The organism is Alteripontixanthobacter maritimus (genome assembly GCF_003340475.1).
Taxonomy (GTDB): Bacteria; Pseudomonadota; Alphaproteobacteria; order Sphingomonadales; family Sphingomonadaceae; genus Alteripontixanthobacter; species Alteripontixanthobacter maritimus.
The window spans coordinates 180,539-204,348 of the sequence record NZ_QBKA01000002.1; the positions used below are offsets into that span (position 1 = coordinate 180,539).

Below are 23,810 nucleotides of genomic sequence, written 5' to 3' on the forward strand. Positions count from 1 at the left end.
GACGTGATGTTTCCCTTTCCCTCCCCTCGAAACTTCGTCGCAGCTCGACCTGGATTGATTGGAGAATGATATGAGAAAGATCGTTACAACTTTCGCCGGTGCCGTTTCGCTTGGCGCGCTTGCCATGGGCGGCGCCGCCGCTGCGCAACAGACTGATCGAGGCGCTCCCATCACGCTGCAAACCGCGACCGAAAGGGCCGATGCGCGTTTTGCGAAAATGGACGCAAACGGCGATGGCATACTGGACGATGCCGACCGGGCCGCTCGCCGGTCCGCACGTTTTCAGAAGATGGATGCCAACAATGACGGCGCCGTCACCGAGGCTGAAATGAACGCCGCGCGTGAAGCCCGCATGGCGCAACGCACAGAGCGTATGGCAGAGCGCCGGGCAAACCGCGGCGAGCGCGCCGACAATCGCCGTGGCGGCCAGCGTTACGGTATGCGCGGCGGCCGCGGCGGTCGCGGCATGGCCATGCTGAAACGTGCAGACACAAACAATGATGGTGCCGTATCGCAGGCCGAATTTCGCGCGATGGCCATGGCGCGCTTCACCAGGATGGATGCCGACAACAACGGAACCGTCACCGCCCAGGAACGCCGGGCCGCCCGGCAGGCGATGCGTGCCGAACGCATGGAGCGTCGCGGAAATCGCGCCAACTGATACAGGCACACTGGCCGGACCTGCGCGCCGCCCGCTTTGCAAGACCTTTCCCAAGGCTTGCAGCGGGCGGCGTTGCGGTTCAGCAGGTTTCGCGCGATGACCACCGAAACACCCCCGGTTAGCCTGCTACTTGTCGATGACGAAGCTTCGCTGCGGCAGCCGCTGGCGGAATATCTGCAAGGGCAGGGCTTTGCCGTGACGCAGGCCGAAAGTGCTGCGCGCGCCCGCAGCCTGTTGCTTGAACAATCGCCCGATCTCGTGCTGCTCGACATCATGATGCCGGGAGAGGATGGGCTTTCGCTCTGCCGACACCTTGTCGAAACGCATGGCGTCCCGGTCATCCTGTTGACGGCACGCGGCGAACCGACCGACCGTATCGTGGGCCTCGAGATCGGGGCCGATGACTATGTGACGAAACCCTTCGAACCGCGCGAGCTGGTGGCGCGCATTCGCTCCGTCCTGCGACGCGCGGCGAGGGGCAACGGAAGGGAACTTGCAACCGATGCCGAGGACAGCGCCTATGCCTTCGAAGGATGGACGCTGGATCCGCTCAAGCGCCGCCTGACCGATCCCGAAGGCGCGGTGGTCAGCATCTCGACCGCAGAGTTCCGGATGTTGCGCGCCTTTCTCGACCATCCGAAACAGGTGCTCGACCGGGACCGCCTGCTCGACATGGTGCAGGGGCGCGAGGCAAACCTGTTCGACCGCGCGGTGGACAACCAGATCAGCCGCCTACGCCGCAAGATCGAGGTTGATCGCAGCGATCCGCAATTCATCCAGACGGTGCGGGGCGGTGGCTACCGGTTCGGAGCCACGGTCGAACGGGTCCGAACAGGATGACCCAGCACCACTCGGGCCGCTTCCATCTTTGGCCGCAAAGCCTGCGCGGGCAGGTCCTGCTCGGCGCGGCGCTGGCACTGTTGCTGGCGCAGGCGATTTCGGCGGTCCTGCTGCTGGGCGCGGCGGACAATCGGCGCGAAGAGATAGTGCTGACCAATCTCGCCTTCCGGCTGGCGGCAGAACCCCGGACATATTCCCGCGCAGACAACGGCCAATTCACACGGCGCGGTCCGGACCGCGGGGGAGGCCGTGGGGGGCGTTTTCGCACGCGGACGACGGATGAGCTTCCACCGCGCCTGGCCGCTCTGATGGATCGGGAACGGTCGGAAACGCTGCGCCAGATGCTGGCGGCACAGGGCATAGATGCGCACCGGGTGGCCATGGCTATCGTACCATTGGCGGACGATCCGCGCGCCATGCGCCGTGCGCAACAGCGGCTGGAGCAAAATGGGGGCAGGTTCGCCGGTGCCCGGCCGCGCGACAGGATCGCGAATGCGCAGGTCGCTATCGGCGCGCTACAGCTTGCAGATGGCGGACCATGGCGCGTCACCCGCGTGTTCGTCGCCCCGCGCCAGGCAGGGGTCACCCGGACCATCATCATCCAGACGGCGGTGCTGTTTGCGGTTCTGCTTGCGCTCCTGGCTCTGTTGCTGGGGAGGATCACACGTCCGCTCGCGCGATTGACCAGCCACGTTCAGAAGGTCGGCAAACCCGGTGCGCCGCCGGAACCGCTCGCTGCAGAAGGCCCGCGCGATATTGCCGATCTGATTGCGGCGCAAACCGCGATGGAAGCTCGCATCGCCGCGATGCTGGATGAAAAGGACGTGATGCTGGGCGCGATCGGCCACGATCTGAAAACTCCGCTGGCCGCATTGCGGGTCCGGATCGAAAGCGTGACGGACGAGGCGCAACGCAGCAGAATGGCCGACGGGATCGACGATATCGCCCGCTCGCTCGACGATATTCTTACGCTCAGCCGGGTGGGCAAGGCGAGTACGCTACCGGAAATGGCCGATCTGCGCGCCCTTGCGGCCGGTGTGGTGGAGGAATTCGAGGATATGGGCAGCACGGTCGAACTGGCGGAGGGAAGCCGGGTCACGGCACCGGTTCACATAAGCTGGATGCGCCGTGCGTTGCGCAATTTAGTGTCCAACGCCCTGCGCTATGGCGGGGATGAGCCGCCGCTGGTCACCGTCACGCAGTCGGATGGTCATACGATTCTGCGTGTGGAGGATAACGGGCCCGGCATTCCGGAGGACCGGATCGAGGATATGCTGCAACCCTTCACGCGAGGCGAGGCAAGCCGCAACCGCGCCACAGGCGGTGCGGGACTCGGCCTGACGCTGGCCCGCGCGATTGCCCAGGAACATGGCGGCGAATTGCTGCTGACCAATCGCAAAGGCAGCGGCTTGCGAGCGGAGATACGCTTGCCGACACAGCCGTCAAAGCGGGATGCGCCGCTCTTCTAACGCATCAAGCCGCCAATCAGGTTGCGCACAAACCGGCCCGCTGTCGCGCCGCCAAGGCTGGTCGCGATGGTGCCTGCGGCCGACGTGGCAGCGCTGCGGGTCGGGTTGGCTCGCGATTTGCGGCCCATGATCTTGGCGGCAAGAATGCTGGCAGCACTCGATGCGGCGGCGCCTGCTGCGGCTTTGCCGGCCTTTTCCCACAACGTCTTGGTCTTGCGGGGTTTCTTGCGGACTTCCTCCTCGCCTTTTTCCTCGACCTCCTGCGCGGTTTCAGCGGCGTCGGCGGCTTTGGCGAGCAGAACTTCTTCCGCACTTTCGCGGTCCACCGCCGTGTCATACTTGCCTTCGACCGGGCTGATCGATTTGATGATGGCGCGTTCTTTCGCCGTAACCGGGCCGAGGCGGCTACGCGGCGGCTTGATCAAAGTGCGCTGCACCACCGACGGCGCACCGTCCTCCATCAACATGCTGACCAGCGCCTCGCCCACTCGCAGCTGCGTGATGGCTTCTTCAACGTCGAGGTTTTCGTTGATGCGGAAGGTGTTGGCAGCGGCGCGGATCGCTTTCTTGTCGCGCGGAGTGAAAGCGCGCAGCGCGTGCTGCACACGGTTGCCCAGCTGACCGGCGATTTCTTCGGGGATATCGATCGGGTTCTGCGTTACGAAAAACACGCCCACGCCCTTGGACCGAATCAGGCGCACTACTTGTTCGATCTTATCCTCCAGCGCCTTGGGTGCATCGTCGAACAACAAATGCGCTTCGTCGAAGAAGAATACGAGTTTCGGTTTTTCCGGATCGCCGACTTCGGGCAGCGTTTCGAACAGTTCCGCCAGCAGCCACAACAGGAATGTCGCATACAGTTTCGGGCTGCGCATCAGCCGGTCTGCGGCGAGGATGTTGATTGTGCCGCGGCCCTGTTCGTCGGTGGTGAAAAAGTCGTCGATCTCCAGCGCCGGTTCGCCGAAGAACATGTCCGCGCCCTGGCTTTCGAAACTGAGCAATTGCCGCTGGATCGCACCCACCGATTGCCGGCTGACATTGCCGTACGTTCCGCTTAGCTCCTTGTTGTTCTCCGACGCCCAGGCGAGCACCGATTGCAGATCGCCGAAGTCGAGCAACAGCAGCCCGTGATCGTCTGCATGACGGAAGATAATTTGCAGCACGCCTTCCTGCGTGTCGTTCAGGTCCAGCAGGCGGGCCAGCAATAACGGCCCCATTTCGGAAACCGTAGTGCGGATGGGGTGGCCCTGTTCGCCATACAAATCCCAGAACACCGCCGGATTATCGGAATAGGCGTATTTCTCCATGCCAAGCTTGGCTGCGCGTTCTTCCAGCGTGTCCGCATGTTTGAACGTGGGCGAGCCGGGCATTGACACGCCCGACAGATCGCCCTTCACATCAGCGACGAACACCGGGACGCCATTGGCGGAGAAGCTTTCCGCCATGCCCTGCAGGGTCACGGTCTTACCGGTGCCCGTTGCGCCCGCGATCAGACCGTGGCGGTTGGCGCGGCTGAGGTCGAGATACTGCTTCTCGCCATTTTCCGCCTGCCCCAGAAATATGCTGCCTGCCTTCTGGTTCATTCCCATGCCCGCGCTTCCCCTCGGTGTTCCATTTTGCGTAGGCCGCTCTATGGCAGGCGATATGGCGAAGCGACAGCCCTTCCTCCTGCTCGACGATGCGCGCGAAAACGGCGCGGCGGACGCACATTTGTTTTCGGGACCGCGTGAGATGTTCATTGCGCGCCGGGCAGACGAGGTTGCAGGCGTACTGACCGCCGCGGACGACGCACGCCGGACGCAGGGTGGGACGCTGGCAGGCATCATTGCCTATGAAGCGGGGCTGGCTCTCGAACCACGCCTGTCATCCCTGGCAGATGATCGTACCGGCGCGGCGGGGCCGCTGGTATGGCTGGGCCTGTTCTATGACGTTACGATAATTCCCGCTGGCGAAGTCGATGGATGGCTGGCTGCGCAGGATTCGGGCGAGAGCGGTTCGGGCAGCTCGTCGCTGGGTCCGCTTGGCCCCCAAATTTCACCCGGCGCGTATCTGGAAAAATTCGCGGCAATGCAGGAGGCGATCCGGGCGGGCGATATCTACCAGGCCAATCTGACATTCCCGCTGGCAGGCAGCTTCACGGGCGATCCGGTGGCGCTTTACCGGGCGCTGCGGCAGGATGCGAAAGCCGGATATGGCGGGCTGTTGTTCGATGGATCGCATTGGCTCGCCAGCCTGTCGCCCGAACTGTTCTTCACGCACGACCGGTCCGCCGTGAAGGTGAAGCCGATGAAGGGCACCCGGCCGCGCGGGCGCGATGCCGCGGAGGATGCCGCGCTTGCCGAGGATCTCGCCGGATCGGTCAAGGACAAGGCGGAAAACCTGATGATCGTGGACCTGATGCGCAACGATCTGTCGCGTGTGGCGCAGCCCGGATCGGTGCGGGTGGACGCGCCGTTCGCCGTCGAAAGCTACCCCACCGTGCACCAGATGGTCAGCACGGTGCGCGCCACTTTGGCAGACGGCAAGACTGCAATGGACCTGGTGCGCGCGATCTTCCCGTGCGGATCGATTACCGGCGCGCCGAAAATCCGCGCGATGGAACTCATCAGCGCGATCGAGCGCGATGCGCGGGGAGCCTATTGCGGTGCGATGGGCCGGATCGGCGTCGACGGCAGCGCGGCCTTCAACGTGGCTATCCGCACGCTGCGCCTGACTGAGATCGAGAACGGTCGCGGCGATGCCGTGCTGGGTGTCGGCAGCGCGATCGTGGCCGACAGCGATCCGATGGACGAATGGCGCGAATGCATCCTAAAAGGCGGTTTTGCGCGCGCCAGTTCAGCGCGCGGCAGTTCAGTGCGGGCCAGCGTGGCCGGGTTCGACCTTATCGAGACGATGCGGTTCGAGCCTGAAACAGGTATTCCGCTGCTGGAACTGCATCTGGAACGGATGAAGGCGAGCGCCATCGAGCTTGGCTTCAGCTTCGACCGGCACGCGGCGCGCAACCAGATTCAGGCGCTGTGCTTCGATCACGACGCATCTGCAAAATTGCGCCTGCAACTGGCGCGCAGTGGCCATATCGCGCTGGAACTGGCGTCTTTGCCGGCGGAGTCCGCTGTACCGCTACCTTGCATCGCGCTTCCTCTGCCGGTCGGGCCGGGCGATTGGCGGCTGCGTCACAAGACCACCGACCGGGAATTCTACGAGGACGCACGCGAAATTGCGGCAGAAGCCGGTGCGGACGAGGCCCTGTTCGTCCTTCCCGACGGCTCCCTGACGGAGGGCGCATGGTCCAGCATCTTTGTAGAGCGCGATGGGGCGTTGCTAACGCCGCCTGCCGCTTCCGGCCTATTGCCCGGTGTCTTGCGGCGATCCCTTATGGAACAAGGCCGCGCGACCGAAGCGCGGCTTACTCTTGACGATCTGGCTGACGGATTCAGCCTTGGCAACGCGGTGCGCGGCCTGATGAAAGCGAAACTCCTGCCATGATCCAAGTCGGCGATATCCCTATTCTGTTCGAAGATGCCGAGGCACTTGTGATCGACAAGCCTGCAGGTGTCTCGGTCGATCGGCCGCGCAAGGGCGGGCCGTGCCTCGAAGATCACTGGGAGCACTTGAAGCTGGGTTTCCAGCGGCCGCCTTCCGCAGTCCACCGGCTGGATACCGATACCACCGGCTGCCTGCTGCTGGCGCGCAATCCCAAGGCGCTGAAACGCTTAGCCCGCGCGTTCGAGGAACGGCTGGTGGAAAAACGCTATCTCGGCGTGGTCGCCGGGCCGCTGACACAAGACGAAGGCACCATCGAATTAAGCCTTGCCAAGATCAGCAGCGCAGAGAAAGGCTGGCGCATGATTGCGGCGCGCAAGGGCAAGCCGTCCGTCACACATTGGCGCGTGGTCGAGCGGCTGGAAGGTAGGACGCTGGTTGAATTCCGCCCCGAAACCGGGCGCACCCACCAGATCCGTATCCATGCCGAGGCCGGGCTTGGCTTCCCGCTGCTGGGCGATCCGATCTACGGTCCCGAAAAGGGTCGCGGCAAAGGCGCGCCGCGCACCATGCTGCACGCCGCCGGACTGGTCGTGCCACGCGAGAAGAAAGATTTGATCCAGGCCGCTGCCCCCATGCCGAAAGATTTCCTCGCGCTGGGCTTCGCCGATCCCGGCGAGTCTGCAGAGCGCGTGCCGGAAGCCCATGATGGCTGACCTGATCGACCGGGCGCACGCGCTGGCGGAAGAGAGCTTTATCGCGTCCTCCGGCCCGGGCGGGCAGAATGTGAACAAGGTGGCGACCGCGGTGCAGTTGCGCGTCAACGCCTATGCGCTGCGGCTAGCCCCGGCGGTGTTCAACAGGCTAAAAATTCTCGCTGGAAGCCGGATGACACAGGCCGGTGACATCGTGCTGACCGCGCGCAATTACCGCACGCAGGAAGCCAACCGCACGGATGCGCGCAACCGGCTGGCGGAACTGCTGAACGAAGCGCTGAAACAACCCAAGACACGAGCCAAAACGCGGGTGAACCGCATCGGCAAGGTCAAGCGGCTAAAGGGCAAGAAGGCCCGCGGGGACCTAAAAACGAAGCGCGGCAAGGTGGAATGGTAGATGACCACCGGGCCGCAGCATGTTTGCTGCGGCCCGCACCCTTTTTACCCTTCGTGCACCGTTTTCGTGACCATGCAGGCCATCACGCCTTCCGGCCCGTCTTCGCTGCCATAGCCAGACCATTTGACGCCGCCGAACGGCGCGTCGACCGCGCTTAAACCCGCACTGTTGATGCCCAACATTCCGGTTTCGATGCGGTCCGCCAGACGGCGGCGGCGGGCGACGTCGTTGCTCCAGGCATAAGCGGCCAGGCCGTATGGCAGGCGGTTGGCTTCCGCGATCATCTCGTCTTCCCCAGCATAGCGGTTGATCAGCGCGATGGGGCCGAACGGTTCCTCATTCATGATGTCGGCCTCCAAAGGCACATCGCTCAATACGGTCGGCGCAAAGAAGAACCCCTGATTGCCGATCCGCTCTCCGCCCGTATGCAGTGTGGCGCCCTTGTCGGCCGCGTCGCTAACCATTCCGCCGATCTGGTCGGGGCGGCGCGGGTTGGCCATCGGGCCCATCTGCGTGCCGTCTTCCAGCCCGTTACCGACCTTAATCGCCTTGGCCCGTTCCACGAAGCCGTCGCGAAATTCCTCGAACACGGAATCCTCGACCAGGAAGCGCGTCGGGCTAATGCAGACTTGCCCGGCATTGCGAAACTTGGTCGCTGCCATGGTGTCGAGCGCCTTGTCGATATCAGCTTCGGCAAATACCAGTACCGGCGCATGACCGCCCAGTTCCATGGTGACGCGCTTCATGTCCTCCGCCGCCAGCTTGGCCAAATGCTTGCCCACAGGGGTGGAACCGGTGAAGGTGATCTTGCGGATGACCGGGCTGTCGATCAGATGGCGGCTGACCATATCGGGGTCGCCGAACACGCACTGCACCACATTTCCGGGCACACCAGCATCGAGGAATGCCTGAACCAGCGCTAGCGCACTGGCCGGCGTTTCTTCGGAAGGCTTCACGATTACGGAACAGCCAGCAGCGATTCCGCCGCCGATCTTGCGCACGACATTGATGATGGGGAAGTTCCACGGCGCAAACCCGGCAATCGGCCCGACGGGTTCGTATCGGACTTCGGCACGCGCCCCTTCTGGCCGAACCAGCAACCGGCCGTAAAGCCGCTGGCATTCACCGGCGTAAAACTCCAGCAGCATCGCGGTGTACATCACCTCACCCTTGGCTTCCGCCAGCGGTTTGCCCTGTTCGCGGGTGAGCGAGTGGGCGATGTCTGCGGCGCGCTCTTTCAGCAGGGCAGCCGCTTTCATAATAATGCCAGCGCGTTTGGCCGCCGGTGTGGCGCGCCATGTCTTGAACCCTTCGTCGGCGGCTTGCAGCGCGCGGTCCAGATCGTCCGCCGTCGCCTTGGGCAAATGGCCCAGCGAAGCACCTGTGGCCGGGTCCAGCACGTCGAACGTTTCGCGCCCGCCGCCTGTCACCTGCTCGCCAGCGATGAGATTATGGAGTGCGGGGTAATCGGTCATGGCGGTTTCTCCGGGCAAAGCAGATGCAACAACGATTGCTGTCATGGTTTGCGGCGTTGAAGGCAGGGGCGGGCGCGCGTCAAGCATGGCGGGTTCATATTTCCTGCGCTACAGCTTTTGCCATGCTCACATCTATTTTTGCTGCCGCCTTACTCCCCCTTGCCATGCAGACGGCCGATACCGCTGCGCCTCCGCCGGCTATGCAGGCCGAACCGGTGCGTCCGCGATTGTCGCTGGAGGAGCAGACCGCCCTGCGATGCTCGGTGGCGCTGGCGATGGTGGCGCAGAAGCAGGGTGCGGGCCAAACCCCGGGCGACGAGAACGGGCCCTATCCGAAGATCGGACCTGCGGGCCGCGAATTTTTCGTCCGTAATCTGGCCGGTGTGATGGATAGCGCAGAATATTCGCGCGTCTGGATCATGGCCGCAGTAGAAGAAGAACGCATTGCGCTCGAGGCCGATGGCGGGCTGGAAGCGATCATGCCGACCTGTCTGATGCTCCTCGACGCGTCGGGCCTTTAGTCCGGATCGCATAGCGGCACCGATGGCGCTGGATTCGCCGCCGCGCCTGTTGCATGAGGCGCATCATGTGGCGCCTCTTTCATTTTCCGCTCTGCCCGTTCAGCCGCAAGGTTCGCCTGCTGCTGAGCGAAAAGGGCGTGCCTTATGAATTGCAGCGCGTCGAACCGTGGAGCGCGGGCGACGAATTCTACGCCCTCAATCCGGCAGGCCGCACCCCGGTGCTGCACGATGCGGAAAAGAACCGCACACTGTGCGACAGCCGCGCGATCTGCGAATATTTCGAAGAAACGGTCGAACAGGCGCCGATGATTAACGGCACAGCGGTCAATCGGGCGGAAATCCGCCGCCTGACTGCATTGTTTGATGAGAACTTCTATGGCGATGTGACGGCTCCGCTCATGCACGAGCGCATGAAGAAGCGCCTGTTCCTGCGCGAACCGCCCAATTCCGGCATTCTGCGCGAAGCGATGAAGAATGCGCACGCACATCTCGACTATATTGACTGGCTGATCGATACGCGCGCCTGGCTGGCTGGACCCACGAAAAGCATGGCCGATCTTGCAGCCGCTGCACAGATTTCGGTCGCCGATTACCTCGGCGGGATCGACTGGGCGGGTCACGAACAGAGCCGCGATTGGTATTTCACCTTCAAATGCCGCCCCAGTTTCCGGCCCCTGCTGGCGGAAAAGATGGAAGGTATCCATCCGCCTGCCCATTACGCGCAGCTTGATGTGGATTGATAGCGCCTGATTGATAGCTGGCACCAAATGCCCATATCCTTCCCCAACGAAGGAGATTTCCATGACCAACAAGATGACCCTGACCGACGCGGAATGGCGCGAAAAACTGTCGCCTGAACAGTATCAGGTGCTGCGTGAAGGTGGGACGGAGCGTGCCTTCACGGGAAAATACGACAAGAACAAGCAGGACGGCGAATATTTGTGCGCCGCCTGCGGCACCAAGGTGTTCGACAGCAGCGATAAATATGACAGCGGGTCAGGCTGGCCGAGCTTCACCTCCCCGGCGCAAGGCGATGCGATCGAGGAGGAACGCGATACGTCCCACGGGATGGTCCGCACCGAAGTGAAATGCGCGGTGTGCGAAGGGCATCTAGGCCATCTGTTTCCCGATGGCCCGCAGCCGACCGGCTTGCGTTATTGTATCAACAGCGCGGCGCTGGATTTCGAACCGGAAGGCTGATCGACCGGCCGAGCCGATGACGTGAGACTCCGGCAGACAGGCAATTGGCTGTTTGCCGTTCACGGTTAGTTATGTAATCCCTATGCACGGTCCATCGTGCGCATTCCGATGGGGGATTGCAGCAACACATACGGGGTCAGACGAGCCAGATGAGCCAGCGCGGAAGTCGCCGCCGCAAGTCGGAAAGGCGCAGGAAAGCGGAAAACGCCGCGGCGGAAAAACCGCGTTCCGCCTTTTCCCGCTGGACGAGGCGGTTGGTGTTTTTCGGGTTCGGCACCGTGCTGCTCGGCGCGCTGTTTGTCGCGGTGGCGGTTGGCTTCGCTGCGCGTTCGCTGCCCAGCTACTACGCACTGAAAGCGCAGAGCAACGAACAGACCATCGTGGTGCGCGCACGCGACGGCACCGAGATCGTGGAACTGGGTCCGAGCTACGGCAAATGGCTGGATTCCAGCGAAATCCCGGCGGTTATGAAGGACGCGATGATCGCGGTGGAAGACCGCCGGTTTCATTCGCATTTCGGCGTCGATGTGCTGGGGCTGGGCCGCGCGCTCTACACCTCGTTCACCGACGACCGGCGCGTGTCGGCGACGTCTACCATCACTCAGCAGCTCGCCCGCAATATCTTCCTCAATTCCAATCGCACGCTCGACCGCAAGATGCGCGAAGCGGTGCTGGCGATGGCATTGGAAAGCAAGTTTTCCAAGGAGCAGATCCTCGAACTATATCTCAACAAGGTCTATTTTGGCGGCGGCGCTTATGGGATAGACAGCGCCAGCCGCAAATTCTTCAGCCATCCTGGTACCGATCTGTCGACAGCGGAGGCGGCCATCATTGCCGGGCTGGTCAAGGCACCGAGCCGGTTCTCCCCCACCGCCGATGTCGATGCAGCGGTCGGCCGCGCGAATGTGGTGCTGCGCCTGATGCGCGAACAGGGGCGCATTTCGGCCAGCCAGGCCAATGTCGATCCGACCACCGTCAAGCTGAAGCAGGACCGCAGCCAGAACTCGGTACGCTATTTCACCGACTGGGCGATCCCGCAGCTCGATTTGCTGCTGCCTGAGACATTCGAGCCGATCGAAGTGTGGACCACGCTGGATGTGGGGATGCAGGAGGCCGCCAGCACGTCCATCAATTCCAATGTCCCCAGCGGTAGCGAAGGGGCGCTGGTCAGTCTCGACCGCGACGGCGCGGTCCTCGCCATGATCGGCGGCACGAATTACGTGACCACCAATTACAACCGCGCGTCGGACGCCGTGCGGCAGCCCGGCTCGAGCTGGAAGTTGTTCGTGTATCTGGCGGCGCTGGAGGCGGGGTACAAACCGGATGATCGGGTGGTCGATACTCCGGTAACGATCGAAGGTTGGACACCGCGCAATTCAGGCGGCGGCTATGCCGGCGATATCGATGTGCGCACGGCATTTGCCTATTCCAAGAACACGGTGGCGGCGCAGCTGGGCAACGAAGTGGGCTTCGGAACGGTCGCATCGATGGCGCGCCGGTTTGGCATCACCACGCCCATTTCCACCTATCCCGCCATGGTGCTGGGTAGCAGCGAAACGCGGCTGATCGACATGACCCGCGCCTTTGCCGGCGTGTCGGCGGGCGGCAATTCCATCACGCCTTACGGCATCGTGAAGGTCACTGCGGCGAGCGGCGATGTATTGTACGAACATGAAGACGCGCGGCAGGTGAAGCTGGTGCCGGATTACGTCGCTGCCGGTATTACCGATTTGCTCCAGACCGCAGTTGCGACCGGCACAGGCCGCGCAGCGCAGATCGGGCGGCCGGTCGCGGGCAAGACCGGCACCACCAGCAGCAACAAGGACGGCTACTTCGTGGGCTTTTCCAGCGGCATCACCACCGGCGTGTGGATGGGGCGGGACGACAATCGGAAGGTGTCGGGCCTGCAGGGCGGCCGGGCCCCGGCGCAGGCGTTCGCGGCCTATATGCGCTATGCCGTGAAAGACCGCCCAATCGAACCGTTCGACACCGATCTGAAACTGCCCGAATGGCAGCTCGAGCCTGATGACGAGTTTCTCTACGGCGATCCGGACGAGTATTACTATGTCGACGATCAGGGCAATCTGGTGGAGCCGGGCCGCAGATATGGGGAGGGCAATTCGCCTTTCGACCAGTCGGGCGAACGCCAGCCCCGCGCTCCTGTCGACCGCCCCCGCACGCCCGACATTGTGCCGGAGCCCGACCAGGCAGCCAGCGACGATTTCCTGCGGCAGGCTATTGGCGGCGGCGGTAACGCTGGCAGCGCACGTACTCGCGACAGGGCCAGTCCAGGTCCTGGAACCGGCAACCCCGGTGGAGCGGTAACCAGGCCGGCGCCGCGCGACCCACGGCTTCCGCCCGCACCGGGGCCGGCGCCCGCTCCTCGGCAAGACCCGCGCGATGCCCCGGCAACTTCGCCTTCTCAATCGGACCGGTTTCAGGCGGGGCCTGCCCGGCAGGCTCCTGCAAACTGAAACCGGCATGAATTCGGGCATCGGTTCGGGCGCCGTGATCCGCGTCACGGCCAAGCCGCACCCGGGCGGCTAGAACTTCTCCACCGCCATCGACACGATGGTCAGACAGGAGGATAATTGATGTCCATTCGCTTTACCCTTGCCGCCGCCGTGCTCGTCGCGGCCAGTTCCGCCAATGCAAGCTATTCAAGTTCCGTCGATAACGACGGGTGCTGGGATGCCAAACAACCGCGTGGCGGCAAATGCATCCGCCAGTCAGACCACAGCTGGAACAAGGACAAGATTACGGTCACGTACCGGAATGTCTGCGGTGAGCGCATCTATGCCAAGGTTTGCCATGACCAAAACGATGGCGGCAGGGATTGCGGCGCGTTCGGTATCCGGGGTAATTCGGATTACAAATACTATACGTACCGCGCGTCGGGCGATGTCAGTTACAATGCCGTTGGCTCGACGAAATCATCCTTCGATTGGGTGTGCAAGAACCGCTGGAACATGTCGGTGAAATAAGGCCACAGGACTTCGCAAATGAAAAAGGCCTCCGGCACTGGTCGTGCCGGAGGCCTTTCGATTGGTTTGAAACCCGTCCGGCTAGCGCAGACGCACCGGTACATAGACGCGTTGTCCGTTGGTACGCCGGATACGAAGCAGTACGGCTTCACGTCCATCTTTCTTGGCCGCAGCCACGACGGACTCCAGATCGGTGACGGTCGCTACATCCCGGTAATTGGCCGACAGGATGATATCGCGGCGCTGCAAACCTTTACGCGCCGCGTCCGAATTGGGATTGACCGACGCGATGGCCAAACCCTGCATATCGGTATCGACCCCAAGTTGGCGGGCAATTTGTGGTGTCAGGGGAACCAGGTTCAGTCCGAGCGACTCCTGCACCGCGTCGTCAGCCTCTGGCTGAGGCATGGCATTGTCCTCGTCGTCCTGACCGAACATCTGGGACTGGCGCATTTCCTCTTCGGATGGGCGCTTCCCGATAGTGACATTGATCCTGCGGCGGTCGCCGTTGCGGATGATAGTCATCGGAGCGGTCTGACCGGGCGCGATATTCGCCACCAGATAACCGAGCGGTTCGTCATTCGTAACCGGCTCGCCGCCGACGGCAACAATCACATCACCTTCACGCAAGCCTGCCCTCGATGCTGGCCCATCATCGATGACGTTCTGAATGAACGCACCGCCCTTTTCTTCCAGACCGAGCGAGTCGGCCAGATCATCATTGATCTGGGCAAACTCGATACCGAGATAGCCGCGCGAAATCTCCTCGCCTGCACGCAGTTTCGACACAATCGGTGCGGCCACTTCCGATGGGATGGCGAAACCGATACCGACGCTGCCACCCGATGGTGAGAAGATCGCGTTGTTGATGCCGATTACATTGCCTTGCATGTCGAACAATGGTCCGCCGGAATTACCACGGTTTATGCTGGCGTCGGTCTGGATGTACCGCTGATATGCGCCGTCACCGGTATTGCGAAGGACGGAAGATACGATCCCGCTGGTCACCGTACCACCCAGGCCGAACGGGTTGCCGATCGCGATAACCCAGTCACCGACGCGAGCCTGTGCGGAATCGCCGAATGTGACGAACGGAAAAGCACCGTTCCCGGTCACTTTCAACACCGCGAGATCGGACTGGCTGTCGGACCCAACCAATTCCGCTTCGTATTCGGTCCCGTCGGGGAGAGTCACGGTAATTTCGGTCACCGTACCGTTACGCGCCGGGCTGACGACGTGGTTGTTGGTCACCACGTAACCGTCGGCAGAGATGAAGAACCCGCTGCCGAGCGACTGACCTTCACGAATTTGCGGCTCGCCGCGCTGCTGGCCCTGTTGTCCCCGGCGACGATTGAACAGTTCGGCGAGGGGCGATCCGGCGAAGGGATTTGCCTGCACTTCGACGCGCTGGCGGGTGGAAATATTGACCACTGCCGGCTGCAATTGCTCTGTCAGATCGGCGAAGCTTTCAGGAGCGCCCGCTCGCGGGACGACCTGAGCCATGCGGCGGTCGTCGTTCTGGGCGACCTGCGCGCCTGCGGGATATCCGGTGCTGAGGGAAATTGCGGCGCCGCCCATCAGCAATGCCGATGTCAGTCCATATACATAACGCACTGGCTTCACGTCCTCTCGTTCCTTTTTGTTCGGGCGGGCCGTAAGGGGCCCACATTGTAAACTATCCCTCGAATTGCCGTATCATGGCTTTGGCGGGTGAACCGGCTTTGAACACTTACGTCCACCGCCTGTCCCCGATCGACCATCGTACATGCTAGACCGATTAGCGACTTCCCCGGAACTGGCGCAGATACTCGTTGTCGGGCGACATGATGATGCTAGATTCGCCTTCCGCGCCTTTGGCGAAAGTCGCATCGTAACTCTGCATGGCGCGGTAGAAGTCGTAGAAGCCGGGATCCTTCCCATAGCTTTCGGCATACATGCGCGCCGCTTCCGCATCGGCATCCGCGCGAATAATCCGGGCGTTGCGGCCACCGGTCGCACGTATGGTGCGAGCCTCGCGCTCACGGTCAGTACGCATCCGGTTGAAGGCGGATTGCAGCGGCGTGCCTTCGGGAAGGTCGGTGCGCTTCACTCGCACGTCGATGACCTGCGCACCGTACTGGCGGGCTTCCTTGTCAAGATTGTCGCGAATATTGCGCATGGCATTGCCGCGCTCGGCCGTTAGCATGGCGGCAAAGGTGCGCCGGCCGAGTTCCTGCCGCAGCACGGAGTTCAGGATCGGTTCCAGCTGGTTGCGCACGCCTTCGGTATCGCCTGCGGTTTCCACCATCAGCACAGGATCAATGATGCGGAAGCGGGCATAGGCGTCGACCTGCAAACGCTGCTGGTCGTTCGACAAGACCTGTTCGTTTTCCATCGCCAGGTTCAGAACGCGTTTGTCCACCATCTGAACGCGTTCGATCAGCGGGATACGCCCCACGATGCCAGCGCCTGTGTCGCCGAAGTTCTGGTCCGGTTCAAACCGGTTGGCCACACGTACCGGCTCACCTGTGCGGATGACCACGGCCTGCTGCGTCTCGGGCACGACCACGATGCTGGAAAGCGCAATCATGGCCAGCACGATGGCGGCAATGATCGGCAGCTTGTAGGAATTCCAGAGGTTTTCCATGTCAGCGGCTCCCTTCGGTAGTCGCGGGTGCCGGGGTGGCGGCTGCGGCCGCATTACGCCCCGCCTGCGTACGCTTCTGGATTTCCGGCAGTGGCAGGTAAGTCTGTACCCCATCGGTTTCGACGATGGTTTTGTCCGTCTGGCTCAGCACACGTTCCATGGTTTCGTAATAGAGCCGGCGGCGAGTAACCTCGGGCGCGCGGCGATACTCTTCGTAGACCCGATCGAACGCGCCGGTCTCACCCTGCGCCGTTTGAAGGATCTGCTGCGCTGTACCGCGCGCAGTGTTTATGGCGGCGTTGGCGTCCTGTTCCGCCACCGATACGTCCTTGAACGCCTCGTTCACTTCGGCGGGTGGATCGGTCTTGTCGATCTCCACACCCTGCACGGCCACACCGCTGCGATAGGCGTCGAGGATGGCCTGCATACGCGTCCGAACCCGGGCCTCAATTTCTGCGCGGCCTGCACCGGAGAATGTGTCGTCCAGCGTCTTTTCCGCGACCGAAGCGCGCATCGCCGCCTCGGCCACTTCGCGGATCGTGTCTTCGGGGCTGGCGAGCTGGAACTGGAACTGCTTCAGGTCCTTGATATTCCAACGAATGATGTAGGAAAGATCGACCAGGTTCTGGTCACCGGTCAAGATGAGCTTTTGCTGACCATTATCGGGGATTCGTTCCGACCGGATGGTGCTGACGGGAACCACGTTCACCGACTGGAATGGCCATGGGAAGGTAAACTTCAAACCTGGATCGAGAGTCCGGCTGTAGGCACCGAACGTGGTGACCACGCCTTTTTCCTTCGGCCCGATCTGATGCGCCATGGTCATGCCGAGGAAGACAATGGCAATCGCGCCGATAGCCAGCGGAAACCAGCTCTTCCCGCCGGGCCGTTCGGGCATCCGGAAGCCTGTACCACCGCCGGACCCGCCACCAGGCGCGCCGCGGCGTGGACCTTCGGGCCCGCGGTTCTTGAAAATGTCTTCGATACTTGCGCTGCGACGCGGCGGGGTGCCATCCGACCCCTTGCCGCCGCCGGGAAGCCACGGGTTGCGCGGGCCGCCGCCCGTATCGCCGCTGCCAGCATTCCCGCCGCCTGTATCTCCGCCACCGGAATCGCTGTCAGAGCCGCTACCGGATGAACCACCCGATTTACCGCCACCCCAAGGATTCTTGCCTGCCATCGCAAGGCCGAAACGCTTCTGAAACCCGCCCATAATGTTCATAGGTTCTTTTATAGGGATAGCCCGCGTGGAAAAACAGGGGGTGAGGGCGGACAATTTGCTGCTAGGGCTCCCGGCGATGACCGCACCGACCGACCGTGAGCCAGACACTGCCGCCGAACCGGCTGGCGACAGCCGATCCCTGACCGACCGCTTGCCGTCCGAACTGGCCGGGCGCGTCCAGTCGGCGCGGCTTGCAGGCGGCGTCGCCACCATCGTTTTCGACGCAAGCGGCGTTGCGGCAGACAAGCGCGGCCAGCTGGAGACCGCGATCCGCGACATGCTGGGCGAGGTGGACGGCGTGGCCGAAGTGCGCGTGGCCATGACGGCGGACCGTGCGCCGGATGCTTCTTCTGACGAGACGGCGGTTCCGGCTGCGGCGAAACCCAAACGCACCATGATCGCAATCGGTTCTGGTAAGGGCGGCGTGGGCAAATCGACGCTGACCAGCAATCTGGCTGTGGCGCTGGCGAGGCGCGGCGTGAAAGTGGGCGTGGTCGATGCCGATATTTATGGGCCCAGCCAGCCGACCTTGCTGGCAACGAAGGACGCAAAACCGGTGGCCAGGGGCAAGCAATTGCAGCCCGTCACCAGTCCGCACGGTGTGACGCTACTGTCGATGGGTCACCTGGTCGCCGCCGACAAGGCAATCGCTTGGCGCGGCCCGATGGCAGGCAATGCGCTGGCGCAATTGATCGAAGCCGACTGGGGCGAGGCCGAGCTGTTATTGGTCGACCTGCCGCCCGGCACTGGCGATGTGCAGCTTTCCATGCTGCAACGCTTCAAACCGGATGGCGCGGTGATCGTCTCGACCCCGCAGGACCTCGCCTTGATCGACGCGAAACGCGCGATGCAGCTGTTCGAAACAGGCGGCGTGCCGATGCTGGGCATGGTAGAGAATATGGCTGGTTACGAATGCCCGCATTGCCACGAGATCAGCGACCCGTTCGGGCGCGGCGGAGCGGAAGATGCGGCGCGCGAAAGCGGGCTCGACATGCTGGGCCGCGTACCGCTGGCGATCGAAATACGCGAGGCTGGCGATGCCGGCGTGCCGCCCGCCCTCAGTGACGGACCGCAGGGCCTGGCCTTCGCTGCCATTGCCGATGCGCTGGCGGCGAAGCTGGGCCTGGAACCTGTCCGGGAAACCGCCCCCTAATGGGCGTTACCCGCCGCGGCGTGCTGGTGGGCGCGGCCCTTGGCGGTGGGTTGCTGGCCGCGTGGGGGCTTGCCCCACGTAATTTCTCCACCCCGCTGACGCCCGGCCGGGGCGAGCAGGCTTTTGGCGCATGGCTGACGATCGGCGATGACGGGGTAGTGACGGTTGCCGTTCCGCAGCTGGAAATGGGGCAGGGCGTCACCACCATCCTGCCGCAGATCATCGCCACCGAACTGGGCGCCGACTGGCGGCAGATAGCGGTCGAGCCTGCGCCTGTCAGCGGAGCCTATGCCAACATCCCGATGGCCGCGAAATGGGCTCCGCTATGGTTGCCCGGCAGTGCATCGATGTTGCGCGACATGACGCAGGATTCCTGGCTCGCAAGCCGCTACGCGCAAGAAACCCGCTTCACTGCGACGGCCGGCGGTTCCACGCTGGAGGCCTACGAGTTGCCATGCCGGGAAGCGGCAGCGGCCGCGCGCATGATGCTGACCGAAGAAGCAGCCGCGCGCTGGAATGTCGATCCGCTTGCCTGCACGGTCGCGGACGGGTTCGTACGCCACGACCGGCAGCAGGCCAGCTTCGCCGAACTGGCGGACGATGCCGCACAGCGGGACCTACCCGATCCGCTGGTGCTGCGCGCGGAACCGGCGGGGGAGACCGTGCTGCCCGGCATTGGCGAGGATACTTTGACATTCCCGCGCCTCGATCTGCCGTCCAAGGTCGATGGCAGCATGTTGTTTGCAGGGGATGTGCGGCTGCCCGATATGACTTATGCGGCGATCCGTCATGCGCCTGCCGGAACTGCTTCGCTCGGCCGTTTCAGAACCGCTGCCGTCAAGGACATGGCAGGGCTGATCAAGATCGTGGAAGGCAAGGACTGGCTGGCCGCGATTGCCGAAACAAGCTGGCTGGCGGAACGCGCGCTGGCCCACCTTGCGCCAGTATTCCGGGCAGAAGATCGTGCTGACAGCCTTGTGATAGAGGCGGCGCTGGATGAAGGCGTGCGGCGCGGAAAATCCGCAGTCGTGGCGCGGTCCGGTGACGCGGAGGCCAGCTTCTACGACCCCGATTTCGCATTACGATACGATATTGCGCCGGCGCTCCATGCCACGCTCGAAACTACCACCGCCACGGCACGCTTGAAGGACGGGCGGCTGGAATTATGGGTGGCGGCGCAGGCACCCGAGCGCGCGCGGGAAGCGGCGGCGAAGGCAGTGGGTGTCAGGCTGTCCGATACAGTGCTCTACCCTATGCCCGCAGGCGGCAGTTTCGACCGGCGGCTGGAGCATGGCCATGCGATCGAGGCGGCCTTGCTGGCGCGCGAAATGGAGGGGCGGCCCGTCCAGCTTACATGGTCGCGCTGGCAGGAACATCTGGCAGGCTATCCGCGCACTCCGGCAGCTGCCGTGGTCACCGCCAAGCTGACCAGCGATGGCACGTTGCGGACGATGAAGACGCGGATCGCTGCGCCGCCTGCCATGCTGGAATTCGGCCACCGCCTGTTCGGCAATCTGACGCCCGCCGCTGCACGCCGCGAAAGCGTCGGCAAGCCCGATCCGCTGGCGCTGGAGGGCGCGCTGCCACCCTATAATCTCCCCGCCGCCGCCGTCGAACATGCGCCCGTCGATATCGGCCTGCCGGTCGCACCGATGCGCGGGCAGGGGCATGGTATCACCGCCTTCATCACCGAAAGCTTCATCGATGAAGTGGCGACGAGGGCGGGGCGCGAACCGCTATCCTACCGCATCGCCATGCTCGGCGGCGATCCGCGCATGGTGGAATGCCTCCAGCGTGCGGCGCGCATCGCTCAATGGGGCGGCGGAGGGGACCGCAGCGGACAAGGGCTCGCCTGCCACCGCATGGGCGATACCGAAAGCGGTGGGCGTATTGCCTGTATTGCCACCGCGAGGCCGGATAGCGGGGGCGAGGATGGCGGAGCGAGCGGCGGCGTGCGCGTGACCAGCCTCCACGCAGCGGTCGATATCGGGCGCATCGTCAATCTCGATATTGCGCGCCAGCAGATCGAAGGCGGCCTGATTTACGGGCTGGGGCTGGCGGTCGGGAGCGCAACCGGGTACCGGCAGGGCTTGCCCACGGCGCGATCACTGGCCGATCTCGACCTGCCGACTTTGGCCAGTTCGCCCGATATCACGGTGGAGTTTGTCGCATCCGACGAGGCTCCGTTCGATCCCGGTGAACTAGGCGCGGTCATCGCCGCGCCTGCCATCGCCAACGCCCTGTTTTCCGCCACTGGCCTGCGCCTGCGCCGCCTGCCGCTACTTTCAGAAGGCCTATGACCCACCAACCGCAACAGCTCCCCGCCGATCATCCGCCCGTGAACAGCGGGAACATCGCCGTCCTGCTCGTCAATCTGGGTACGCCCGATGCGCCCGATACGAAATCGGTGAAACGCTATCTGGCGGAGTTTCTGTCCGACCGGCGGGTGGTGGAAATCCCGCCGATCGCCTGGCAACCGATCCTGCGCGGTATCATCCTCAACACCCGCCCGAAGAAGAGCGCGCATGCCTATAGCCAGGTCTGGACCGAGGACGGTTCACCGTTGGCCGCGATTACCCGCGCGCAGGCGGAAAAGCTGCAACCGATGCTGGGCGCCCCAGAAACAGGGGGCGTAAAGGTGGACTGGGCCATGCGGTACGGCAATCCGTCGATCCAGAGCCGGATCGAGGCGCTAATGGCCGATGGGTGCGAGCGTATCTTGCTCGCTCCGCTCTACCCGCAATATTCGGGCGCGACGACCGCGACGGTGGTGGACAAGGCCGCTGAAACGCTGGGCAAGATGCGCTGGCAGGCCAGCCTGCGCACCCTGCCGCCCTATCACGACGACCCCGCCTATATCGGTGCGCTGGCAAGCGATTTGGGCGCGCAGCTGGACGCGCTGGATTTTACCCCCGAAGTGCTGTTGCTGAGCTTCCACGGTATGCCGCAGCGCACGCTGGAACTGGGCGATCCCTATCACTGCCATTGCCGTAAGACGGCGCGCCTGCTGGAAGACAGGCTAGCGCGGCCGGACCTGCGCATCCTCATCACGTTCCAGTCGCGCTTCGGCCCGGCGAAATGGCTTGAGCCTGCGACCGACACAACCATCGGGCTGGAAGCGGATGCGGGGACCAAGCGCATGGCGGTCGCAACGCCGGGATTCTCCGCCGATTGCCTCGAAACGCTGGAGGAAATCGCGATCCAGGGGCGCGAGCAGTTCCTTGACGCGGGCGGCGAACATTTCGCCACGCTCGCCTGCCTCAACGACCGCCCCGAAGGCATGGCCATGCTGGAAACGATCGTCCGGCGCGAGCTTTCGGGCTGGATTTAGCCGCGCGGCTTACTTACAACCGCCTTACTTACATCAGGGTAAGTAAGGAGTTTTACGATGGCCAGTGTCGCAGCCCCCACGCAGGATGCCCTTGCGGCGACCCGTCCCGAACACTGGTCGCAGGGGCTGCTGGACGACGATGCGCTGGCGCATATTCCGGGCGAGGCAGGCATGCCGTTCTTCGGCCATACCTTCACTCAGCTGCGCGACCCTCACACTTTCGCGCGGCGGATGTATGAAACCTATGGCCCGGTATACAAGGTCCGCAGCTTTGGCCGCTGGAACGTCGCGCTGATGGGCGCAGATGCGAACGAGCTGATGCTGTTCGACCGGGGCAAGATATTCTCCAGCAAGCAAGGCTGGGGCCCGGTGCTCGACAAGCTGTTTCCGCGCGGGCTGATGCTGATCGATTTCGACCATCACCGGGTAGATCGGCGCGCTCTGTCCATCGCGTTCAAGCCCGGCCCGATGCGGCATTATGCGGATGCGCTTAATCGCGGGATATCGAAGCAGGTGGAAGCGTGGGGAGAGGGTGCGGCCGAAACCGACATGCGCTTCTACCCGGCGATCAAGCAGCTGACGCTGGACCTCGCCGCGGAAAGTTTCATCGGCCTGCCATTCGGACCGGAAGCCGACCGCATCAACCAGGCCTTTGTCGATATGGTACAGGCCAGCGTCGCACCAATCCGCAAGCCGCTGCCCTTTACCAAGATGAAGCGCGGAGTGGACGGCCGCGCCTATCTAGTTGATTTCTTCACGGCAGAAACGCTGAAGCGGCGGGGCGCGGACGGCGAAATGGGCCAGGACATGTTCAGCCAGTTTGCCACCGCCACGCGCGAAGATGGCACGCTTCTGCCGGTGGACGAAGTGGTCGACCACATGAACTTCCTGATGATGGCGGCGCACGACACCATCACGTCGAGCGCGACCTCGCTCGTCTACCTGCTCGCCAAGAACCCCGAATGGCAGGAGAAACTGCGCGCCGAACTGATGGCGACCGTCGGCGGGGAAGGCCGCGACCTGACCTATGACGATCTCGGCAAAGTCGAACTCACGGAAATGGCTTTCAAGGAGGCGCTACGCCTCATTCCGCCGGTGCCCAGCACCCCGCGCCGTGCGCTGGAGAGCTTCGAGTTCAAGGGGTACACCATTCCCGCAGGCGCTAATGTCGGGATCAATGCGCATTTGGTGCATCACCTGGAAGAACATTGGCCTGACCCTACCAAGTTCGATCCGATGCGTTTCACGCCCGAACTGGTGAGGGCGCGCCACAAATACGCCTGGGTTCCGTTCGGCGGCGGGGCGCATATGTGTCTCGGCCTACATTTCGCGTACATGCAGACCAAAGTGCTGATGGCGCATATGCTGACCCGTTACCGCGTCGAAGTGGCCGATGGGTACGATCCCGCATGGCAGGCATGGCCAATCCCGCAACCGAAGGACGGTATGCAGATCCGGCTGGTGCGCCTCTAAGCCGGCTGGCTTAATTCAACTGAAATCGATGGCGATGCCGTTATGAACCCAATCGCCATAGCGCGTCGGGCTTAGGCCTTCGGGATCATTACGCTCTTCTTCCGGTATCGGAGCCTTGGGCGCAGGCGGCGGGTCGTTGCTCCAATGTTCGGGCTTGGTGAAGTTATCGGGGCGTTTCGTCGCGCGTTCTGTTTTCGATTGGGCCATATACCTGAAATGCGCAGGGTGGCGGTCGGTTTCAAGGGCGGGTAGGGGCGCA

The 23,810-nt window shown here is 63.2% G+C and carries 21 protein-coding genes; 15 read left to right on the plus strand and 6 right to left on the minus strand.

Features of this window, described 5'->3' with window-relative positions; translation table 11 throughout:
* Positions 1–70 precede the first annotated feature (70 nt).
* From HME9302_RS01005 to HME9302_RS01015, 3 genes are all read left to right on the plus strand, one after another.
* Positions 71–661: an EF-hand domain-containing protein gene (locus HME9302_RS01005; protein ID WP_115365460.1), complete on the plus strand. Its 591-nt coding sequence runs from the start codon at positions 71–73 to the stop codon at positions 659–661.
* A 96-nt stretch (positions 662–757) separates the two neighbouring features.
* Positions 758–1,501 (plus strand): response regulator, encoded by a 744-nt coding sequence (locus HME9302_RS01010; protein WP_115365461.1) that lies wholly within the window; start codon positions 758–760, stop codon positions 1,499–1,501.
* A complete protein-coding gene (locus tag HME9302_RS01015; protein ID WP_115365462.1) occupies positions 1,498–2,970 on the plus strand; it encodes a sensor histidine kinase in 1,473 nt (490 codons plus the stop codon). Before HME9302_RS01010 ends, HME9302_RS01015 begins: the two co-directional genes overlap by 4 nt.
* Here the strand turns inward: HME9302_RS01015 and HME9302_RS01020 are convergent.
* Positions 2,967–4,553 carry a helicase HerA-like domain-containing protein gene (locus HME9302_RS01020; RefSeq protein WP_115365463.1) on the minus strand — a complete coding sequence of 529 codons (1,587 nt, stop codon included), beginning with the start codon at positions 4,551–4,553 and terminating at the stop codon, positions 2,967–2,969. The genes HME9302_RS01015 and HME9302_RS01020 overlap by 4 nt on opposite strands.
* 61 nt (positions 4,554–4,614) lie before the next feature.
* Here HME9302_RS01020 and pabB point away from each other — a divergent pair, with 61 nt between their 5' ends.
* The 3 genes from pabB to arfB are packed head-to-tail and all read left to right on the plus strand — an operon-like array spanning position 4,615 to position 7,566.
* The gene (gene pabB / locus HME9302_RS01025) at positions 4,615–6,456 is read left to right on the plus strand and encodes an aminodeoxychorismate synthase component I (RefSeq protein WP_115367375.1); all 1,842 of its coding nucleotides are present in this window, start codon (positions 4,615–4,617) and stop codon (positions 6,454–6,456) included.
* Positions 6,453–7,169: an RluA family pseudouridine synthase gene (locus HME9302_RS01030; protein WP_115365464.1), complete on the plus strand. Its 717-nt coding sequence runs from the start codon at positions 6,453–6,455 to the stop codon at positions 7,167–7,169. The genes pabB and HME9302_RS01030 overlap by 4 nt, the downstream gene beginning before the upstream one ends.
* Positions 7,162–7,566 (plus strand): alternative ribosome rescue aminoacyl-tRNA hydrolase ArfB, encoded by a 405-nt coding sequence (arfB, locus tag HME9302_RS01035; protein ID WP_407641302.1) that lies wholly within the window; start codon positions 7,162–7,164, stop codon positions 7,564–7,566. Before HME9302_RS01030 ends, arfB begins: the two co-directional genes overlap by 8 nt.
* Before the next feature lie 44 nt (positions 7,567–7,610).
* On the opposite strand, the gene HME9302_RS01040 is transcribed toward arfB, so the two are convergent.
* On the minus strand, positions 7,611–9,041 hold the full coding sequence (locus tag HME9302_RS01040) for an NAD-dependent succinate-semialdehyde dehydrogenase (protein WP_115367376.1): 1,431 nt from the start codon (positions 9,039–9,041) through the stop codon (positions 7,611–7,613).
* Between the two features lie 122 nt (positions 9,042–9,163).
* Between HME9302_RS01040 and HME9302_RS01045 the strand changes: the two genes are divergently transcribed.
* From HME9302_RS01045 to HME9302_RS01065, 5 genes are all read left to right on the plus strand, one after another.
* Positions 9,164–9,562 carry a hypothetical protein gene (locus HME9302_RS01045; protein WP_115365466.1) on the plus strand — a complete coding sequence of 133 codons (399 nt, stop codon included), beginning with the start codon at positions 9,164–9,166 and terminating at the stop codon, positions 9,560–9,562.
* A 65-nt stretch (positions 9,563–9,627) separates the two neighbouring features.
* Complete coding sequence (locus HME9302_RS01050) at positions 9,628–10,302, plus strand: glutathione S-transferase family protein (RefSeq protein ID WP_115365467.1); 675 nt, start codon at positions 9,628–9,630, stop codon at positions 10,300–10,302.
* Positions 10,303–10,363: 61 nt separating this feature from the next.
* Entirely contained in the window at positions 10,364–10,762 is a 399-nt protein-coding gene (msrB, locus tag HME9302_RS01055; protein ID WP_115365468.1) for a peptide-methionine (R)-S-oxide reductase MsrB, read from the plus strand.
* 149 nt (positions 10,763–10,911) lie between these two features.
* Positions 10,912–13,236 carry a transglycosylase domain-containing protein gene (locus HME9302_RS01060; protein ID WP_115365469.1) on the plus strand — a complete coding sequence of 775 codons (2,325 nt, stop codon included), beginning with the start codon at positions 10,912–10,914 and terminating at the stop codon, positions 13,234–13,236.
* Between the two features lie 120 nt (positions 13,237–13,356).
* Positions 13,357–13,746, plus strand: a complete 390-nt coding sequence (locus HME9302_RS01065) for a hypothetical protein (protein WP_115365470.1) — start codon at positions 13,357–13,359, stop codon at positions 13,744–13,746.
* Positions 13,747–13,827: 81 nt separating this feature from the next.
* On the opposite strand, the gene HME9302_RS01070 is transcribed toward HME9302_RS01065, so the two are convergent.
* The 3 genes from HME9302_RS01070 to hflK form a co-directional block, all read right to left on the minus strand.
* The gene (locus HME9302_RS01070) at positions 13,828–15,360 is read right to left on the minus strand and encodes a Do family serine endopeptidase (RefSeq protein ID WP_230079817.1); all 1,533 of its coding nucleotides are present in this window, start codon (positions 15,358–15,360) and stop codon (positions 13,828–13,830) included.
* 163 nt (positions 15,361–15,523) lie between these two features.
* Complete coding sequence (hflC, locus tag HME9302_RS01075) at positions 15,524–16,372, minus strand: protease modulator HflC (protein ID WP_115365471.1); 849 nt, start codon at positions 16,370–16,372, stop codon at positions 15,524–15,526.
* A gap of 1 nt (position 16,373) precedes the next feature.
* Complete coding sequence (gene hflK, locus HME9302_RS01080; RefSeq protein WP_230079818.1) at positions 16,374–17,594, minus strand: protease modulator HflK; 1,221 nt, start codon at positions 17,592–17,594, stop codon at positions 16,374–16,376.
* Between the two features lie 76 nt (positions 17,595–17,670).
* Here hflK and HME9302_RS01085 point away from each other — a divergent pair, with 76 nt between their 5' ends.
* Genes HME9302_RS01085 through HME9302_RS01100 form a run of 4 tightly spaced genes read left to right on the plus strand, consistent with a single transcriptional unit; the run spans position 17,671 to position 23,551 of the window.
* Entirely contained in the window at positions 17,671–18,747 is a 1,077-nt protein-coding gene (locus HME9302_RS01085) for an Mrp/NBP35 family ATP-binding protein (protein WP_115365472.1), read from the plus strand.
* Positions 18,747–21,047: a molybdopterin cofactor-binding domain-containing protein gene (locus HME9302_RS01090; RefSeq protein ID WP_115365473.1), complete on the plus strand. Its 2,301-nt coding sequence runs from the start codon at positions 18,747–18,749 to the stop codon at positions 21,045–21,047. Before HME9302_RS01085 ends, HME9302_RS01090 begins: the two co-directional genes overlap by 1 nt.
* Positions 21,044–22,078, plus strand: coding sequence for a ferrochelatase (hemH, locus tag HME9302_RS01095; RefSeq protein ID WP_115365474.1), 1,035 nt, complete (start codon positions 21,044–21,046; stop codon positions 22,076–22,078). Before HME9302_RS01090 ends, hemH begins: the two co-directional genes overlap by 4 nt.
* 57 nt (positions 22,079–22,135) lie before the next feature.
* The gene (locus HME9302_RS01100; protein WP_115365475.1) at positions 22,136–23,551 is read left to right on the plus strand and encodes a cytochrome P450; all 1,416 of its coding nucleotides are present in this window, start codon (positions 22,136–22,138) and stop codon (positions 23,549–23,551) included.
* Between the two features lie 15 nt (positions 23,552–23,566).
* Here HME9302_RS01100 and HME9302_RS01105 read toward each other — a convergent pair whose 3' ends face one another.
* Complete coding sequence (locus HME9302_RS01105) at positions 23,567–23,758, minus strand: DUF1674 domain-containing protein (RefSeq protein ID WP_115365476.1); 192 nt, start codon at positions 23,756–23,758, stop codon at positions 23,567–23,569.
* Between the last annotated feature and the right edge of the window lie 52 nt (positions 23,759–23,810).

Excerpts from the sequence above, each read along its gene's own strand:
- HME9302_RS01005 (WP_115365460.1), top strand. The coding sequence starts at position 71 with ATGAGAAAGATCGTTACAACTTTCGCCGGTGCCGTTTCGCTTGGCGCG.
- HME9302_RS01010 (WP_115365461.1), top strand. The coding sequence starts at position 758 with ATGACCACCGAAACACCCCCGGTTAGCCTGCTACTTGTCGATGACGAA.
- HME9302_RS01015 (WP_115365462.1), top strand. The coding sequence starts at position 1,498 with ATGACCCAGCACCACTCGGGCCGCTTCCATCTTTGGCCGCAAAGCCTG.
- HME9302_RS01020 (WP_115365463.1), bottom strand. The coding sequence starts at position 4,553 with ATGAACCAGAAGGCAGGCAGCATATTTCTGGGGCAGGCGGAAAATGGC.
- pabB (WP_115367375.1), top strand. The coding sequence starts at position 4,615 with ATGGCGAAGCGACAGCCCTTCCTCCTGCTCGACGATGCGCGCGAAAAC.
- HME9302_RS01030 (WP_115365464.1), top strand. The coding sequence starts at position 6,453 with ATGATCCAAGTCGGCGATATCCCTATTCTGTTCGAAGATGCCGAGGCA.
- arfB (WP_407641302.1), top strand. The coding sequence starts at position 7,162 with ATGGCTGACCTGATCGACCGGGCGCACGCGCTGGCGGAAGAGAGCTTT.
- HME9302_RS01040 (WP_115367376.1), bottom strand. The coding sequence starts at position 9,041 with ATGACCGATTACCCCGCACTCCATAATCTCATCGCTGGCGAGCAGGTG.
- HME9302_RS01045 (WP_115365466.1), top strand. The coding sequence starts at position 9,164 with ATGCTCACATCTATTTTTGCTGCCGCCTTACTCCCCCTTGCCATGCAG.
- HME9302_RS01050 (WP_115365467.1), top strand. The coding sequence starts at position 9,628 with ATGTGGCGCCTCTTTCATTTTCCGCTCTGCCCGTTCAGCCGCAAGGTT.
- msrB (WP_115365468.1), top strand. The coding sequence starts at position 10,364 with ATGACCAACAAGATGACCCTGACCGACGCGGAATGGCGCGAAAAACTG.
- HME9302_RS01060 (WP_115365469.1), top strand. The coding sequence starts at position 10,912 with ATGAGCCAGCGCGGAAGTCGCCGCCGCAAGTCGGAAAGGCGCAGGAAA.
- HME9302_RS01065 (WP_115365470.1), top strand. The coding sequence starts at position 13,357 with ATGTCCATTCGCTTTACCCTTGCCGCCGCCGTGCTCGTCGCGGCCAGT.
- hflC (WP_115365471.1), bottom strand. The coding sequence starts at position 16,372 with ATGGAAAACCTCTGGAATTCCTACAAGCTGCCGATCATTGCCGCCATC.
- hflK (WP_230079818.1), bottom strand. The coding sequence starts at position 17,594 with ATGAACATTATGGGCGGGTTTCAGAAGCGTTTCGGCCTTGCGATGGCA.
- HME9302_RS01085 (WP_115365472.1), top strand. The coding sequence starts at position 17,671 with ATGACCGCACCGACCGACCGTGAGCCAGACACTGCCGCCGAACCGGCT.
- HME9302_RS01090 (WP_115365473.1), top strand. The coding sequence starts at position 18,747 with ATGGGCGTTACCCGCCGCGGCGTGCTGGTGGGCGCGGCCCTTGGCGGT.
- hemH (WP_115365474.1), top strand. The coding sequence starts at position 21,044 with ATGACCCACCAACCGCAACAGCTCCCCGCCGATCATCCGCCCGTGAAC.
- HME9302_RS01100 (WP_115365475.1), top strand. The coding sequence starts at position 22,136 with ATGGCCAGTGTCGCAGCCCCCACGCAGGATGCCCTTGCGGCGACCCGT.
- HME9302_RS01105 (WP_115365476.1), bottom strand. The coding sequence starts at position 23,758 with ATGGCCCAATCGAAAACAGAACGCGCGACGAAACGCCCCGATAACTTC.